The following is a 16,231-nucleotide window of genomic DNA, read 5'->3' as shown; positions in this document are numbered from 1 at the left end:
TAAGATAGTCGAATCGGGCCCCAGAAGTGCGAGATCTAGTCACGGCAAACCAGCCGCCCATCCTCAACGCACCGGTGGATGCAGCGCTGCATTCAGTCGTCGCCGAAGCGGTTCATAGAAGCGTGTCGGCGGCGACGACCAAGGACGGCTATATGCGCTGCGCCGACTATGCAATCGTCGGCGCGCAATTCCTCACGCTATTGACGGGCGTGCGCTATCGGGCCGTTGCCGGCGGCGAGGTGATGGACTTCGGCAATGGCAACCTGTACGTGCTCTGTTCGACACGTGAGCGGCGCCGCAGCGCGAAGCATCTGTCGCAACTCGCGCGCTATCACTGCTGGATCGAGGCGCGTCACGCCGACGCCGAGGGACGCACGCGAACCGAAATCGTGGACTTCACGATGCGCCACGACGCGACGGTGGCGGCTGCGATCGGCGTGCCGTTTTCCGGGGAAAAGCAGCCGTTTCTGTGGGCGTGGGAGGACGACCATCCCGTGCCGTCCGAACTGCACGATCATCCCGCATTCGCGAAACAGGGGCCTCACTGGCGCTGGGTGGAACGCGACACCACGGAACTGCTGCGCGGCTATGAGCGTGAACGGCCGAACTACTTCAGCCGTCAAGTATCGAGCGCGCTAAATCTGCTGGCCGACAAGATAGAAAGCAACGGTTAACGTTGAAAGGTTGGCATTCCTACATGTGTTATCTGGCGATTCCTGGCGGCGCCGGGATGCTGTGACTGACGGGCTTCTCATGAGGCCGGCGGGGATCAGCCGCTCATCGTCTGGAGCGGCTTTTCATCAGACCAATTCACGCGACTGATCTCACTCGAAACCGCCTTGGCGTCCCGCAATCATGGCGGCGCGTCGAGTTCAAGACTCAAGCGATTCGCCCCGCAAAGACGCCGGCAATCGACGCCTAGTCGCACTCGCCGTCACTTTCGAATCGATTAATTGTAACTGGATGTAAGTGATTCGCGATTGAACCAGCGCTTCCCGAGCGGCCATCGCGCTCGTCAACACAAGCCTTCAGTACACACCGAAGATCAATCGGTATCGCACGCGGCTCATATATTCGCGGTAGCTTTTATCCTTGGACAATACGTGTTCTTCCCGAGCGATCCGGCAGATCTGCACGCAGAAGTGCACCGCGAACACCACGAGATTCTGAAGTCCAAAGTTCGGCAGCAAGAAGCCGACGTTTCTAATCATGTACCCGACGTAGATCGGATGCCGCAAGATGCGATAAGGCCCGCTCACAACCACCCCGCGATTCGCCGGCAAAAGTCCAAATGAGCGCCGCAGCGTGAGCTTCGACCAGAGCTGAATGACGATGCCGACGATTTGCAAGCTGACGGCTGCCGTCTCAGGAACGAGATGGATGCCGGGCTCCATCCGAAAAGCGACGTAATAGAAGGTTCCTGTAATGGACATCACCATGCTGACGGGACTCAAGTCACGCTCGCGCGCCACACGAGTGAAGACCACCAGGCCGATGTCCAGAAGCGAGGTGAACAGGAAGAGCAACAGCGTGACTCGCGAAGGGTCTTTCAGAACCTGGATGATCGCGGAAACGAGAAATACGGACAGTGCCGATACCGTGCAAACCCGCAACGCAATCTCGATTGCCAGTTGTTTTGACGTCAGCCGTGCGGCAGAAGAAGGAAACGATGCGAGCACCGGATTATCGAAGTGGATCGCGGCGGTGTGCGCGTGTGGCTGCACCAGGTTTTCTTGTTCCATTGGCGTTGCGTGTCGATGCTAAGGAGGATCGTCGCGCAGCTCGCGAGCCGCGTACCGGAAATGCCGGAAATGCCGGAAATCAATAACAGAAGTGGGGCTATCAGAGATCTGCCGCCTTCAGCGGGCGAACTCTATTTCGAATGTCTTAACGGCTGTGCGCCCGTTTTCTTTAGCCCGTCTTTTTCGTCTTGACGCCGATATTCAGGGACCGGCGCCATTACTCGGAGCAGGGATCATCAAGAGGCACTATCGAACAAATAGCACACGCGTGTGAATGCTCCAACCGCAGCCCATGCGTCTTCTCTGGAACCCTGTTTTGCGAACACCATCGCGCCGAATAAACCTACTCCGCTCCGGTAAAAATGACTGGTCCGGACTTCGCTCGAAATATCTCATGACGTGATTAGTTGCCACTACAACTTGCATGCTGGGAGAGCTCTGCGTGAAAGGTCTCTTCAGAAATACTTAAGGTTTAACACTATCTTTGAATTGACGGGAAGATCAGCCTTATTTCCAGGTTTTGGGACGCATGCGCTCCTCTTAAGATGAGTTCGTTGAAAGCTCGGGACTAGCATCGCACCTCTGCTATGCAAACGTTTTCGGCCGTGTGAGAGTTCGCAGCCCTTTTCCGACATGCTCGCACGACGGAGATTCCAGAGCATTCGACAACCGATGCTAAAGAGCACGGTTTCGAACTAGAAGCGGCCCGTAATCTTGGTATCCACACGAGTTTTTCCACAGGAGTCTCCTTATGCTGCAATTCTTTAAGTCCCTGTCGCGTGACGAACGCGGCGTTAGCGCACTCGAATATTCGGTGCTCGCAGGCATCGTCGTCATTGCAGTCGTCGCGGCTGGTGCAGTGTTCAGCGGCGCGGGCGGTCTGCCTACGCTGTTCTCCAACATGATCGCGAAAGTGACCAACGCCCAGAACGGCTAAACGCTGTCTCCAGGCTGTGTCGCAGCAGGGAGCAACCCGGCTCCCGCAAGGGGCCGGGTGTCTGGCAGGCGCAGCAGGACATCAGGGAAAGCATTCGATGCAGTACGCCACAAAATTTGCAACCTGTCTCGTGTTGGCATCGCTGTCGCTCAGCGACTTGCGCTTTCGCCGTTTGCCCACGCGCGCAGTCTTGCTCGTCGCCTGTCTTTACGGTGTGGATGCCGCCGTGACGGGAATCAGCCTTTCCTCCCTCGCAGCACACGCCGCTGCCGCGACGCTCTCGTTCGTGGGCTTTGCACTGTTATTCAAATTCGGCTGGATGGGCGGCGGCGACGTCAAGCTCGCTGCTGCCGTGTTTCTGTGGGCAGGGACCGCATACGCATGGCCCGTCTTCTTCGTCGTGTCCTGCTGTGGACTGATGCTGGGCGTCACGATGCTCGCAATCGACCGGTACCGCAATCGCCGAACCGCAGTTTCGCCGCGCGGCCCGCGACATGACCCGCGACACGATCCGCGACATGCCGTGCCCTATGGCGTCGCGCTCGCGGCCGGTGGCATTGCCGCTGTCTGGCTGCCGCTTCTGAACCCGCTCTAATTTATCCGGCCGTCTCATACAAACCCATGCCCCGCTTTCTGAAACTCGCCCTCCTTGTGCTGTTCGCCGCGATCGGCGCGGTGGTGTTCCGCGCGCTCTTCGTGGCCGCATCGCAGCCGGGCCCCGCGCGCGCGCCCGAGGTCGATCGCGTACGGGTGGCGGCAGCCGATCTGCCCGAAGGCATGTTGTTGCGCGACAGCGATCTGGCGTGGAAGGACATGCCGCACAAGCAGGTTCCGCAAGGCGCGCTCGTCAACGACAACAAGGGCGATGCGCTCGCCGCGGATCTTAAAGGCGACGTGCTGCGCCACGCGGTCACCGCCGGCGCGCCGCTCGGCACCGCCGATGTCATCACGCCCGACGCGCCCGGCTTTCTGGCCGCCGCGTTAAAGCCCGGCATGCGTGCGATTTCGGTGGCGATCGACGACGTCTCGGGCAACGCCGGGCTGATCCAGCCGGGCGATTACGTCGACGTCCTGCTTACACGGCAACTCGGCGATTCGGGCCGCGAACAGCAGAACGACCCGCGTGCCGTGGAAAGCGAGACCGTGGTCAACCGGGTTCGCGTGCTCGCGGTGGGCTCGATCTTCCAGCGGCCAAAGTCGGAAGCGCCCGACGCGAACACGCGCGCACGAACCGTCACGTTCGAAGTGACCGCGCATACCGCGCAGGTCGTCGCGGTCGCAAGCCATCTCGGTTCGCTCTCGCTCGCGCTGCGCAGCTTCGCAACGAGCGACCGCAATCCGCCCGCCGTCGGCCTCGAAACGCCGCCGCAAACGCCGCCCGTGTGGGCCGGCGATGTCTCCCGCGCGATGCTGCCCATACGCGCGACGGAGCGCGGCCGAGCGGAACGCGTGACGGCGAGTCCTCATCCGGTGATCGTCTATCGCGGCTCGAAAGTCTCGGACGCGTCAGGCGACACACGATCGACAGGCAGCACCGGCGTCGCGGGCTTGCCGCCGCTGCCGCCGAATCCGCCTGCGACAGTCGCGGAACAAAGTCCGCTGCACGAGCAGCCCACCGCACAACGCTGATTTGTCGGCGGCCCCGCCGGGACGCCGGAATCTGACTGGAAAGAATTATGTTGCATCGTGTCCATTCGGCATCAAGGGCCGCTCTGATCGGCGGACTCTTATTGTGGGCCGCCACGCTCCACAGCGCGTTTGCCGCGAGCGGCGAGCCGCGCCTCGCGCTCGCGGCGGGCGGCGGCGAAATGCTGCGCTTGCCCGAGGCGGCCGTCGCGGTGTTCGTCGCTGATCCGGACGTCGCGGACGTGCACGTGCCTACTGCGCAGACCGTTTTCGTGCTCGGCAAGAAAGCGGGCACCACGACGCTGTTCGCGCTCGGCGCGAACAACCGCACGATCCTGCGCGAGACCATCGTCGTGAGCGCGGATACGGGTTCGATCCAACGCATGCTCGACGCCCGCTTCCCGCGCGTGCAGCTCGCCGTGACGAGCGCGCCCGGTTCCCTGATGGTGGCAGGACGCGTGCCGGACGCGGCCACCGCCGATGCCGTCATGCAGTCTCTTTCACCCTACCTTCACGACAAGGAAACGCTCGTGAACCGGCTGACGCTGTCACGGCCCATTCAGGTGCATCTGCGCGTGCGCATCACCGAGGTTGATCGCAACGTGACGCAGCAACTGGGCATCAACTGGACCGCGCTCGGTCAGAGCGGGAATTTCGTCGGCGGGCTGTTCAGCGGCCGCGGCGCCACGCTGACCTCGACGGGCGCGTTCTCCATACTCGGCGGCTTCAACGTCGGCAAGTGGGCGATCGACGGCGTGCTGGACACGCTCGACCAGGAAGGCCTCATCACGATGCTCGCCGAACCCAACCTCACGGCGATGTCGGGTGAAACCGCGAGCTTTCTGGCGGGCGGAGAATTTCCGATTCCGGTCCCGCAAAGCCAGAACAATTCGATCACGGTGGAATTCAAGCCGTACGGCGTCTCGCTCGACTTCACGCCGACCGTGCTGGCCGACAACCGCATCAGCCTGAAGGTGCGCCCCGAAGTGAGCGAAATCGATCCGACCAACAGCGTGACGATCGACGCGATCAAGGTGCCGGCGCTCACGGTGCGCCGCGTTGAAACCACCGTGGAACTGTCGAGCGGACAAAGCTTCGCCATTGGCGGACTGCTGCAAAGCAAGACGAGCGACGTGCTCGCCGAACTGCCGGGTCTCGGCAGGCTTCCGATCCTGGGCAAGCTCTTCTCATCGAAGAATTATCTGAACAACAAGTCCGAGGTCGTCGTCATCGTGACGCCGTATATCGTGCAACCGGCCGACCCCGGACGCCTGCGCCAGCCGATCGACGCCCTCGTCAAGCCGAGCAGCGACATCGAATATGTATTGCAGCGCAAGCTGGGCGGCGATCCGCTGTCGGGCACCGTGCCGCGCCTCGTGGGCGCAGCGGGCTTCATCTACTGACTGGACTGCAAAGGAACACGCCATGCCTTCTCGTCTTGCCGCTCTCCTCGCCTGTGCCGCGCTGCCGCTCGCGCTCACCGCGTGCCTGTCGGCCACGCCGCCGATCGGATTGCCCAGCGCCTCGGTCGTCGGCTTCGACGGACGCAACGCGATTGCGCCGGATTGCGCGACGCTCGTCGAGCCGTCGCATCTGACCGATGCGGGCGCCGCGCGCCCGAGCGTGCCGTTCGGCTGCGCGACCTACACGAACCTCGCGGTCATGCTGGCGCGCCCGGCCGATCTGGTCGAACCGCTGCCCTATGCCGGAGCCGGCGCGGCAACCGCTGCAGGCGCGGTGCGCCGCTTCGATGAAGGGCGCGTGAAGCAGCCCAACGCCACCTCGACCACCACGCAACTGACCCACTGACGGCTAGCCACGCCCCATGAATGCGCTCGATCTGTTTCGCCCCGCCATCGCCAATGCCGAAGCCGTGGACCTGCTCGCGGTCTTCTCGGACGCGGCCAGCGTCGGCGCCCTGAGAAGCCTGATCGCCGACCAGGCCATCGCCAACGCCCACGTCCAGACCGGCACGATCGACGACGCCATCCGTTTGCTGCGTACGCTCGGCCGTCCGCCGCGCCAATTGCTCGTCGATGTGTCCGGCTCGGAGATGCCCCTGTCCGACCTCGCGCGGCTCGCCGACGCCTGCGCGCCGTCCGTCTCCGTCGTGGTGATCGGCGAGCGCAACGATGTCGGCCTCTATCGCAGTCTGCTCGAAGTCGGCGTGCACGACTACGTGGTCAAGCCCGTCACGGTCGAATTGCTGCGGCGCTCGCTCTCCACCCGCGATCCGTCGACGCCGGCGCGCGCGGGCAAGGTGATTGGTTTTGTCGGCGCGCGTGGCGGCGTGGGCGCGACGACGATCGCGGTCTCGCTCGCGCGCCATCTGTCGGCACGGACGCTCCGACACGTCGTGTACGTCGATCTCGACCTGCACGGCGGCGCGGCGAGCACCATGCTCGGGCTGCGCATCGGCAACGGTTTGACGGAGCTGCTCCAGGAGCCGGGCGCGATCGACTCCCCCTCGCTCGATCGCGCGATGACGGCGGCCGGCGACCGGCTGTTCGTGCTCGCGTCCGAACTCGCGTACGAAACGGACGTCGCGCTGCGCCCCGGCGCGCTCGCCAACCTCGCGAATGTGCTCACGCGGCGCTTCCACTATGTGCTGCTCGATCTGCCGAGGCGCGATGGACGCGGCCTGGAAGAACTCTTCGACGTCTCGCAGAACGTGTGTATCGTCACCGACCGGTCCGTGTACGCGGCCCGCGAGTGCGCGCGCATCATCCGCTTTGCCGAGGAGCACTCGGACAATCGGGATATCTCGGTGCTGCTGAATAACCCGCTCGAACCGGTCGCCGATCGCGTGCATGCACAGGACTTCAAACGCGCGCTCGGCAGCTCCGTCGTGCATGAGTTTCCCTACGATCCGAAGTCGCTTGCGCGCGCGGAGAACCTCGGCGAACCCATCGGCGCACGCGCGGGCCGCGACGGCTTTGCGGCCGCCATCGAGCGCCTCGCCGACAACCTGACGGGGCGTGAGTCCGCCGCCCCGCCCGCGTGGCACACGCAGCTTCTGAAGCGATGGAGGAGCGCCTGATGTTCGGCGTAAAGAAACAGCCGCCGCAAGCGCTCGCGCGTGCCGATGCCGAGGCAGCCGAGACCGCCGCGCCCGCGGGCGCGCCGCAGCGGACGCCCGCCGACGGGTATGAGGCCCTCATCCGGTCGGAGAACTTCCGCAAGATCCGCACGGTGGTGTTCGCCTCGATGAACATGTCGGCGGCACTGATGAAGACGCGCGAGCAGGTCAGCGCGGCCATCGACGAAATCGCCGCCGACCTGGTCGCGCGCGAGCAACTCAACGTGACGTCCGCCGAGCAGGCGCTGATCGTCGGCGAAATCGTGAACGACATGTTCGGCGTCGGGCCGATCGAGCCGCTTCTCGCCGACGACGCGGTGACCGACGTGCTCGTCAACGGTCCGGACCAGGTCTACGTGGAACGGCACGGCCGGCTCGAACTGACGCCGCTCAAGTTCCGCGACAACGCGCATGTGGTCAACGTCGCGCAACGGATCGCGGCGGCAGTCGGGCGGCGCGTCGACGAAAGCAGCCCGATGGTGGATGCGCGGCTCGCCGACGGCAGCCGCGTCAACGTCGTGCTGCCGCCCATCGCGCTGCGCGGCGCGTCGATCTCGATCCGCAAGTTCTCGCGCCGCAATATCACGCTCGCGCGCATGGCGCAGCAGGGCAACATCTCACCAGAGATGGTGCGCATGCTGAAGGTGGCCAGCGCGTGCCGCCTCAACCTCATCATCTCGGGCGGCACCGGCTCGGGCAAGACCACGCTGCTCAATGCGCTGTCGCATCATATCGACGAGCATGAACGCGTCGTGACGATCGAGGACGCGGCGGAACTGCAATTGCAGCAGCCGCATGTGGTGAGTCTCGAGACTCGACCGGAAAACAGCGAGGGCCTGGGTTCGGTGACGCAGCGCGACCTGGTGCGCAACGCGCTGCGGATGCGGCCCGATCGCATCATCCTCGGCGAAACGCGCGGCCCGGAAGCGTTCGACGTGCTACAGGCGATGAACACCGGCCACGACGGCTCGATGACCACGATTCACGCCAACACGCCGCGCGACGCCATCACGCGTCTCGAAAGCATGGTCATGATGGCCAATGGAAATCTGCCGCTCACGGCAATACGCCGTCAGATAGCCAGCGCGGTGCATCTGATACTGCAAGTGGAGCGCATGCGCGACGGCGTGCGCCGCGTCACGCGCGTGACCGAGGTCGCGGGGATGGAAGGCGACGTGATCATCACGCAAGACCTGTTCGCGTTTCACTACGACGCGAGCGCGTATCAGGAAGACGTGAAAGGCAGCTTCGAGTCGTCGTCGTTGCGGCCGGTGTTCGCGACACGCGCCGCCTACTACGGTCTCGAACAGGCGCTCATGGAGGCGATGCGGCCATGACTCCCGCAGACGTCGTCGCTGTCGGCGCGTTCTTCGCGATCGTGGTCGCGGGACTGATCGCGGCGTCGCTGCGCGATCTGTTGCGCCGCAGGCCGCGGCAACGCATCCAGCAGCGCATGCGGCAACTCGATCGCCTGCGCGTCGCGCGCGAGGCGGCTGCGCCGGCCGACGCGGGCGGCGCGCTGTTCGAGCGGACTCGCGACTACAGCGCGATGCAGCGCTGGGTGCAGCAGCGGGTGCAGCGCATCAGAACGGTGGGCGGCGCGAGCGGCATACGCATCGTGTGCGCGGGCGCGCTCATGGGCGCGATCGTCGCCTTCGTGGTGGTATGGCTCACGCCGCTGCCGTGGTGGACGCATCCGCTTGTCTATGCAGCGCTTCCGCTTGGCATGACCAGGCTCACCTATCGGTTTCTGATTGCGCGCTTTCGCGCGCAGTTTCTGCTGGTGTTTCCGGACACGCTCGAACTCATCATCCGCGCGGTGCGTGCCGGCATTCCCGCGGTTCAGGCGATCGGCACGGCCGGGCAGGAAGCCGACGAACCGGTTCGCTCGACCTTCCGGACCATGGGCGACAGCCTGCGGCTGGGCGCCGACCTGAACGAGGTGCTGGAAAAGGCCGTCGCACGCGTGCAGATCGCCGACTTTTCCTTCTTTGCGGTGTGCATGCTGCTGCAACGCGAGACCGGCGGCAATCTTGGAGAAACGCTTGAGAATCTCTCGACCATCATCCGCACCCGCAGGGACATCCGGCTCAAGACGCGCGCGTTGACCGCCGAGGGGCGCATCGCCAGCAAGATCATCGCCTCGGTGCCGTTTGCGATCACGGGCTTCCTGTACATGATCAACCGGCCTTACGTGGACCTGCTCTTTCACACTCGCGCGGGCCACAAGATGCTGACGCTCGCCGCGGTATTGCTCGTCGTCGGTCTGACGTTGATCCAAAAAATTTCACGACTGGATACCTCGCGATGATCCATATCGATTCCCCCGTCATGCGCGATCTTGCGCTGGTGCTGCTGCTATGCGGCGGGCTGCTGCTCGCGCTGATCTCGCCGCGCGGTTCGCGGCGGCGCATCGCTCATCGCACGCGGCGCACCGTGCTGCGAGCCATGCCGCAACAGATGTCGCGCAACGAAGACCAGGCTGCCGGCCTGCTGCAACCCCTTCTCAGAAGCTTCGCGTCGCTTGGCGAGCATGTGCCGGTCGGCGGCCAGGCGCAGCGCAACGAACTGCGCGCGCAACTCGTGCGCGCGGGATTTCGCGAGCGCCGCGCCATCTCGATGATGATCGGACTCAAGCTCCTTGTCGGCGCGCTCCTTGCGCTCGCCGCGATTGTCGCCGGGCCGTATGTGCCGCGAATCGGCGAATACTTTGTGTTCCGCGCGCTAATGATGGGCACGGCGTTTATCGTCGGCATGATCCTGCCGGAAATCGCGCTCGGCGTTCTGGTCAGCCGGCGGCAACGCACTATTTCTTCTTATCTGCCCGACGCGCTCGACCTGCTCGTGATCTGCACGAACGCCGGCAACAGCCTCGCGGTCGGCGTGAAGCGGGTCGCGCGCGAGCTGCGCACCATCTGCCCGCCGCTCGCCGACGAGTTCACCGTGACAGGCGATGAGTTGCAGATCGGCAGCGACAGCGCGCTCGCCTTGCGCAATCTTTCGGATCGGATCGGCCTGCCGTCGGTGCGCGCGCTCGTCTCGACGCTGATCCAGTCGCAACAGTACGGCACGCCGATCACCCACTCGCTGCGCATGCTGTCGCGCGCCGAACGCACCGCGCAGATGATGGCGCTCGAAGAAAAGGCCGCGAAACTCGCGACCAAAATGACGATGCCGATGATGCTCTTCATTCTGCCGACCGTCGGTCTGATCGCGGCCGGTCCTGCTGTAATTCGCCTGATTGCGGTGTTCAAATGAAACTTCTTCCTGCCTCGCTGCGCGCATTCACTCTCGCGGTGCCGCTGGTGAGCGCGCTCCTTGCCGGGTGCGCGAGCGGCGGCGCCTTCAATCCGCGTCCGATCGCTTCATCGGCGAACCCCAGCGGGACCACCGATCTGCACGTGGCCGAAGGCGCATTGCGCGCCGGCGACATCGAACTCGCGACCACGCTGTTCGAAAAATCGCTTACGGCCAATCCGAATTCGGCGCAAGCGCTGCTCGGCCTCGGCGATTCGATGTACCTGAGCGGCGATCTGGCGCGGGCTCGCAGTCTCTATGAGCGCGCCGCGCAGCAGTTGCCCGACAAGGCCGCGGCGCAGCTCGGTCTTGCGCGCGTCGCGCTCAAGCAGCGCCGCCTCGATGACGCAGCGGCGCTGTATCGAGCGCTCATGGCCGCCCAGCCGGATAACCCGGTGGTGTCCGAAGGCCTCGGCGCCGTGCTCGACCTCGAAGGACGGCATGCGGACGCTCAGGCCGTCTATCGCCGGTCACTCGCGGCGCATCCGGAAGAACAGGGCTTGCGTGTGGACCTCGGCATGTCTTTGATCCTCGAAAACAGGCCGCGCGAAGCCGCGAACACGCTGCTCGATATCGCGGGCTTGCCCAACGCGCCGTTGCAGGCGCGACAGAATCTGGCGCTCGCCTATGGTCTGCTCGGCAATACCGAAGCGGCCAAGCAGATTCTGCTGGTCGATCTGCCGCCTTCGTCGGCGGACGACAACCTGCGCTTTTATCAATCGCTGCGCGACAGGCTCGCCGACAACACCGCTCGCGGAGCCGGCGCAAACGCGGCGGCCGTGACGGCGGGCGGCGCGCCCTTGCCAGGCGACAACTCGCGATGAGCCCTGCCAAGCCCGGCCTGCGTCGCCGGCTCCCGGCGCGGGCGGCCCCTCGCGCATCGAGAAGCGGCGAACGCGGCGCGATCGCGCTCGAATTCGTGCTGGTTTTTCCGTTCCTCATGCTCGTGCTGTTCGGCATCGTGGATGTGAGTCTGCTGCTGTGCGACAAGGCGGTCATCACCAATGCAAGCAGAGAAGCCGCGCGCGCCGGAGTTGTCGTGCGGGTTCCCCAATACACGACGAGCGAGATCAGCAACGTCGCGTTGAGCTACGCTCAGCAGAATCTGGTCACCGGCGGAACCGCCACCACGCCGACCGTCACCGTCGGCCAGCCGAACGGTTCGCTGCCGGGAAATCCTTTGCAGGTCACCGTGACCTATCAATATAGCGGCCTCGTGCTCGGCTCGGCCCTGTCTTCGCTGACCGGCCCGATCACGCTGTCGGCCACTACCGTCATGAATTACGAGTGAGGTCCGCCATGCACCGTCACGTTCGCCAGCGAAGCACCGCTACGACTCGTGGCGCGGCACGACAGCGCGGATCGATCGCCTTGTTCTTTCTGCTGTTCCTCGTCGTGCTGCTGAGCTTCGGCGCATTCGCGATCGACCTCGCGCGTGTCGGCGTGGTGCGCAACGAATTGCAGAACGCGGCGGACGCCGCCGCGCTTTCCGGTGCGTCCGCGCTGGTGACGGGCGGCAACGACGGGCCCGCATGGCAGCAGGCGCAAACGGCCGCAAGCGGCGCCATCGCGCTGAATCGCGCGGACGGACGCATGCTCACGACGGCGACTGTGCTCGCCGGCTATTGGAATCTGACGGGCGCGCCGGCCGGCCTTCAATCGACGACGATCACGCCGGGCGCCGACGATGTGCCCGCCGTGCGCGTGGTCGTGACGCTCGCCGCGAACACGAATGGCGGCGCGATCGACCTGTTGCTCGGATGGCTGCTCAATCTTCTCAGCACACCGGGCAGCGCGAGCGCGGTCGCGGTTGCTTCGGCACCCGGCACGGTCGGCGCGGGCGGCCTCTTTCCGATCGTGTTGAACCGGTGTCTGTTCGATCAGTTCTGGAACTCGCAAACGAATCAGCCGTTGATCGACTTGAGCACGGGGCAGCCGTATGAGCTGAACATCCTCAATGGGCAGATGAATGGCGGCTCTTGCGATGCGGGTCAATGGACGTCGTTTCTGACCAACGCCAACGACGTGCCGACCGTTCGCGGGCTGATGTCGAACGGCAACCCTACCCTGCTGAATATCGGCGACAGCATCTGGATTCAGCCCGGCGCGGAAACCTCGCTGTACAACTCGGTGCCGACGAACCTGACGGTGGTCATGCCGGTCGCGTCGCAGATCGACATCAAGTCGTATGTGCCGGTCGTCGCGTTTGCGGCTTTCCATATCGACCGCGCGATCGGCGGCAGCGGCAAGTACATCCAGGGACACTTCGTGGGCAGCTACAGAATCCCTGTACCCGCTACCGGCGTTGGACCTTCTTATGGTGCATACATTGCGCCGCGCCTCGCCGGATAATTTCTCCAGGCGTCGCATTCGCGAACCCGCATTGCCCTCTTCATCGCACTCGTCATCGCACTCTTCATCGCACACCGCCTCGCGGCAGTTGAACAGGGAGCCTGGACCGGCCACGCTATAATTTCGCGCTTTCATTGGCCTCGTCAGGCGTTAAGGATTACACATGAGCACATTGCCTCCCTGCCCGAAATGCAACTCCGAGTTCACCTACGAAGATGGGGGTGTCTACGTCTGCCCGGAGTGCGCGCATGAATGGTCGGAGCAAGCAGGCATGCCGGCCGAAACGGCGAATAAGGTTTATCGCGATTCAGCCGGAAATGTTTTGCAGGACGGCGATACCGTCACGGTCATCAAGGACCTGAAACTGAAGGGTTCGGGCGGCGTGATCAAGATGGGCACCAAGGTCAGGAATATTCGACTGGTGGATAGCGATCACGATATCGATTGCAAGATCGAGGGCTTCGGCGCCATGAGCCTGAAATCGGAATTCGTCAGGAAGGCGTAACGAGAGTGGACGCGCTGGCTCAACCACCAGCCAGCGCGTCCAGCAACTTTCGCTACCGCCCTTTCGTCACTGCGTCTGGTCGGCCCACGTGTAGATCGGCAGCTTACTGATCGGCGGCGTGCCGATCTGCAATGTGACGTCGCGCATCGAGGTCAACTCGATGTTGCGCAGGTCGCCCATGTAGCGCCGCGAATCGCCGTTGTCGTTGATATACGCGACCACGTTGCCCGTGATGCCAGCGACGTTCGTGCTGGTGAGCGGCTGTCCCCAGATGTCGAAAAACTGGCCCAGCGTATAGGGCCTGATCGTGGGCGTTTCGATATGGATCATGCCGGTCTGGTCGTGCGTATGCATCTCATAGCTGCACTGGGACAGAAGGCCGACGTTCATCGGCACCGCGAGCGACTGGCCATTGTTGATGATCGCAAGGTGCGCGTGCACGTGATACAGCTCGCTCATCTTGGCCGCGCAGGTCAGACCGTCGACATCCGGGCCGGTGCCGCCCGTCGATGTATTGCCGCTCGGCCAGTACGACGTACCGACCGTGCCTCCGTACGCGAGGGTGATCGCGTTCGTGTCGAACGGCGGCGGATCGGTCCACGTGTAGCTCGGAATTTGCGTCAACGGCGTGCCGACCATGATGGTCACTTCGCCATGCTTGGGCAGCACGAGGCTCGCGGGATCGCCCTTGTATTGCGAAAGCGAGCCGCCGTCGTTCACATAGATCGAAACGGGCGATCCGCTCAGGCCGGCAACGTTCGACGTGCTAAGCGTTTGCCCCCAGACCGCGAAGAACTGGCCGAGCGTATAGGACGCGCTCGTGGTGGCATCCATGTGAATCTTGCCGCTGGCATCGACCGTGTGCAGCGGATACGCGCAACCGGTCTGCACGGACATGGTCGGCTCCGCCATGCCGATGTTGGCCGGCAGCGAAAGCAGGCGGCCATTCTGATAGATCGACAGATGCGTGTACGTGTACGAGCTGCTGCGCAACGCGCAGTTCAGGCCGCTCACGGGCTGCCCCGTTCCGCCGGTCGATGTCGAACCGGTGGGCCAGTTGGAGTCGCCGAGCGTGGTGCCGTCGATCACCGGCGTGGCGGCGGCCAGTGTCGGTGACGCCGAAGCGTTCGTGCCGGAGCCGGAGGAGCCGCCTCCGCCTCCGCCGCAGCCTGCAATGATGAGAAAGACGCCGATAACGGCGCATCTTGAGCCTAGCCGTTGCAACATGGGTTGCTCCTCGTTTTCGTAAGATAAATTAGTTAGGAGGCGATATCATGTTGACTCAACCGAGATCGCCATTGACGGAGTGGTCGGATGCAACGGAACACCGCTTGCTAACTGGCGCATCCAGATCGCAAAACCGGCAGGCTCAGCGTAGCAATGCATCCGGTAATAGAATGTAATGAAGCGCACGAATTGGGCGCTTTTCTTTTGCATTCAGTTGTAGTAGCCGGGTCGGCGCGCGGTGGAGGTCTTGCCTTCCGGGCAATCGCGTGCAACGCGCGGCGTGCAGCGCGCAGCCGATCAATGTGACGTGCGGAATGTGCCTGCGGCGTGGCCCATAGGCGCGTGGGCTTGCCGCGCGGGCATCCAGAAGCGTGGGCGGTGCTGCGTCATAGCGAACGCAAGCGCAAGCTGTCCGTGCGGCGAACCACACAGACAATGAAACCATAAGGTCTGGAGAGCAGGTTTGACGCTGACGACTCAGGTTGAATCGTCAGCGGTGCCGCGATGGTTTGTCAGTGCTCCATGCGCCACATGCCGGCGTCGAATGCCACCGCCGAAGCGGCACGCAGGCGCGCCCGTCTTCTCGCACTAGCGGGGCGCAATGCCTAGCATTTGACGCGCTTTGGCAGCGCTCGCCACGGGGCGGCCATATTCGCCACACAAGGAGGCCACCCGGGCAACGAGTTGCGCATTGCTCTTCGCCAGCGTGTCCTTGTCCCAGCGCACATTGTCTTCGAGACCCGTGCGACAGTGTCCGCCCATGTCGAGCGTCCAATAATTGACTTCCAGCTGATGCCGTCCAATACCCGCCGCGGTCCATGTGGCATCGGGCAATAGCGCCTTGAGTTGTTTCACCTCGAACTCGAGAATCTCGCGACGCGCCGGCAGCGCATTTTTAACACCCATCACGAACTGCACGTGCACGGGCGATTTGAGCAGCCCTTGCTGGACGAGATCCACTGTGCTGTACAGCATCGCCAGATCGAAGATTTCGATTTCCGGTTTGACATCATGGTCGAGCATCGTTTGTGCAAGCGCACGCACGAAGTCCGGCGGATTTTCATAGACGGTAGTCGGAAAATTGACCGAGCCCGTTGCGAGCGATGCCATATCCGGGCGCAGATCGAGCATCGCTCCGCGTTGCTCGAAGGAACGGCCGCGACCGCCTGTCGAAAACTGGATGATGATATCCGGGCAATGCTTGCGGATGCCTTCCTGAAGCTCGGCGAAACTCGACCTGTCGGAACTCGAGTTTTCCTGTTCGTCACGCACGTGCAGATGAACGAGCGATGCCCCGGCTTCGTACGCTTCGTGGGTGCTTTCCACCTGCTCGGCGATCGTGATCGGTACAGCCGGGTTGTCCTTCTTGCGCGGAACTGAACCCGTGATGGCAACGGAGATAATGCACGGTTCACTCATGGCTAGCCCTCCCGCTCCAGATCTTTGTCCCGCCCAGCGGGCGAGCG

17 protein-coding genes are annotated in these 16,231 nt (G+C 63.6%); 14 read left to right on the top strand and 3 right to left on the bottom strand.

The window, feature by feature from the left end; all coding sequences use genetic code 11:
- The first annotated feature begins 26 nt into the window (after window positions 1-26).
- Window positions 27-674: a hypothetical protein gene (locus VOM14_RS27080; RefSeq protein WP_327631807.1), complete on the top strand. Its 648-nt coding sequence runs from the start codon at window positions 27-29 to the stop codon at window positions 672-674.
- A gap of 354 nt (window positions 675-1,028) precedes the next feature.
- Here VOM14_RS27080 and VOM14_RS27075 read toward each other — a convergent pair whose 3' ends face one another.
- Window positions 1,029-1,742 (bottom strand): methyltransferase family protein, encoded by a 714-nt coding sequence (locus VOM14_RS27075; RefSeq protein ID WP_327631806.1) that lies wholly within the window; start codon window positions 1,740-1,742, stop codon window positions 1,029-1,031.
- Between the two features lie 751 nt (window positions 1,743-2,493).
- On the opposite strand from VOM14_RS27075, the gene VOM14_RS27070 reads away from it, so the two are divergent.
- The 13 genes from VOM14_RS27070 (at window position 2,494) to VOM14_RS27010 (ending at window position 13,538) form a co-directional block, all read left to right on the top strand.
- Window positions 2,494-2,679 carry a Flp family type IVb pilin gene (locus VOM14_RS27070; protein WP_327631805.1) on the top strand — a complete coding sequence of 62 codons (186 nt, stop codon included), beginning with the start codon at window positions 2,494-2,496 and terminating at the stop codon, window positions 2,677-2,679.
- 97 nt (window positions 2,680-2,776) lie between these two features.
- The gene (locus VOM14_RS27065; RefSeq protein WP_327631804.1) at window positions 2,777-3,274 is read left to right on the top strand and encodes an A24 family peptidase; all 498 of its coding nucleotides are present in this window, start codon (window positions 2,777-2,779) and stop codon (window positions 3,272-3,274) included.
- 26 nt (window positions 3,275-3,300) lie between these two features.
- Entirely contained in the window at window positions 3,301-4,308 is a 1,008-nt protein-coding gene (gene cpaB / locus VOM14_RS27060; protein ID WP_327631803.1) for a Flp pilus assembly protein CpaB, read from the top strand.
- A gap of 47 nt (window positions 4,309-4,355) precedes the next feature.
- Entirely contained in the window at window positions 4,356-5,708 is a 1,353-nt protein-coding gene (locus tag VOM14_RS27055) for a type II and III secretion system protein family protein (RefSeq protein ID WP_327631802.1), read from the top strand.
- Between the two features lie 22 nt (window positions 5,709-5,730).
- Complete coding sequence (locus VOM14_RS27050; RefSeq protein ID WP_327631801.1) at window positions 5,731-6,114, top strand: CpaD family pilus assembly lipoprotein; 384 nt, start codon at window positions 5,731-5,733, stop codon at window positions 6,112-6,114.
- A gap of 16 nt (window positions 6,115-6,130) precedes the next feature.
- Complete coding sequence (locus VOM14_RS27045) at window positions 6,131-7,345, top strand: AAA family ATPase (protein ID WP_327631800.1); 1,215 nt, start codon at window positions 6,131-6,133, stop codon at window positions 7,343-7,345.
- Window positions 7,345-8,721 carry a CpaF family protein gene (locus tag VOM14_RS27040; protein WP_327631799.1) on the top strand — a complete coding sequence of 459 codons (1,377 nt, stop codon included), beginning with the start codon at window positions 7,345-7,347 and terminating at the stop codon, window positions 8,719-8,721. Before VOM14_RS27045 ends, VOM14_RS27040 begins: the two co-directional genes overlap by 1 nt.
- Complete coding sequence (locus VOM14_RS27035) at window positions 8,718-9,695, top strand: type II secretion system F family protein (protein WP_327631798.1); 978 nt, start codon at window positions 8,718-8,720, stop codon at window positions 9,693-9,695. The genes VOM14_RS27040 and VOM14_RS27035 overlap by 4 nt, the downstream gene beginning before the upstream one ends.
- Complete coding sequence (locus tag VOM14_RS27030) at window positions 9,692-10,642, top strand: type II secretion system F family protein (protein ID WP_327631797.1); 951 nt, start codon at window positions 9,692-9,694, stop codon at window positions 10,640-10,642. The genes VOM14_RS27035 and VOM14_RS27030 overlap by 4 nt, the downstream gene beginning before the upstream one ends.
- Window positions 10,639-11,505 carry a tetratricopeptide repeat protein gene (locus VOM14_RS27025; protein WP_327631796.1) on the top strand — a complete coding sequence of 289 codons (867 nt, stop codon included), beginning with the start codon at window positions 10,639-10,641 and terminating at the stop codon, window positions 11,503-11,505. The genes VOM14_RS27030 and VOM14_RS27025 overlap by 4 nt, the downstream gene beginning before the upstream one ends.
- On the top strand, window positions 11,502-11,972 hold the full coding sequence (locus VOM14_RS27020) for a TadE/TadG family type IV pilus assembly protein (protein WP_442955588.1): 471 nt from the start codon (window positions 11,502-11,504) through the stop codon (window positions 11,970-11,972). Before VOM14_RS27025 ends, VOM14_RS27020 begins: the two co-directional genes overlap by 4 nt.
- Before the next feature lie 8 nt (window positions 11,973-11,980).
- Window positions 11,981-13,033, top strand: a complete 1,053-nt coding sequence (locus VOM14_RS27015; RefSeq protein ID WP_327631795.1) for a pilus assembly protein TadG-related protein — start codon at window positions 11,981-11,983, stop codon at window positions 13,031-13,033.
- 163 nt (window positions 13,034-13,196) lie between these two features.
- Window positions 13,197-13,538: a zinc ribbon domain-containing protein YjdM gene (locus VOM14_RS27010; RefSeq protein ID WP_327631794.1), complete on the top strand. Its 342-nt coding sequence runs from the start codon at window positions 13,197-13,199 to the stop codon at window positions 13,536-13,538.
- Window positions 13,539-13,604: 66 nt separating this feature from the next.
- Here VOM14_RS27010 and VOM14_RS27005 read toward each other — a convergent pair whose 3' ends face one another.
- Window positions 13,605-14,765 carry a hypothetical protein gene (locus VOM14_RS27005; protein ID WP_327631793.1) on the bottom strand — a complete coding sequence of 387 codons (1,161 nt, stop codon included), beginning with the start codon at window positions 14,763-14,765 and terminating at the stop codon, window positions 13,605-13,607.
- A 588-nt stretch (window positions 14,766-15,353) separates the two neighbouring features.
- The gene (locus tag VOM14_RS27000) at window positions 15,354-16,184 is read right to left on the bottom strand and encodes a 3-keto-5-aminohexanoate cleavage protein (protein ID WP_327631792.1); all 831 of its coding nucleotides are present in this window, start codon (window positions 16,182-16,184) and stop codon (window positions 15,354-15,356) included.
- Window positions 16,185-16,231: the final 47 nt, after the last annotated feature.

It is taken from the genome of Paraburkholderia sp. MPAMCS5 (assembly GCF_036016995.1).
GTDB lineage: Bacteria > Pseudomonadota > Gammaproteobacteria > Burkholderiales > Burkholderiaceae > Paraburkholderia.
This window is presented reverse-complemented; position numbering and strand designations above follow the sequence as displayed.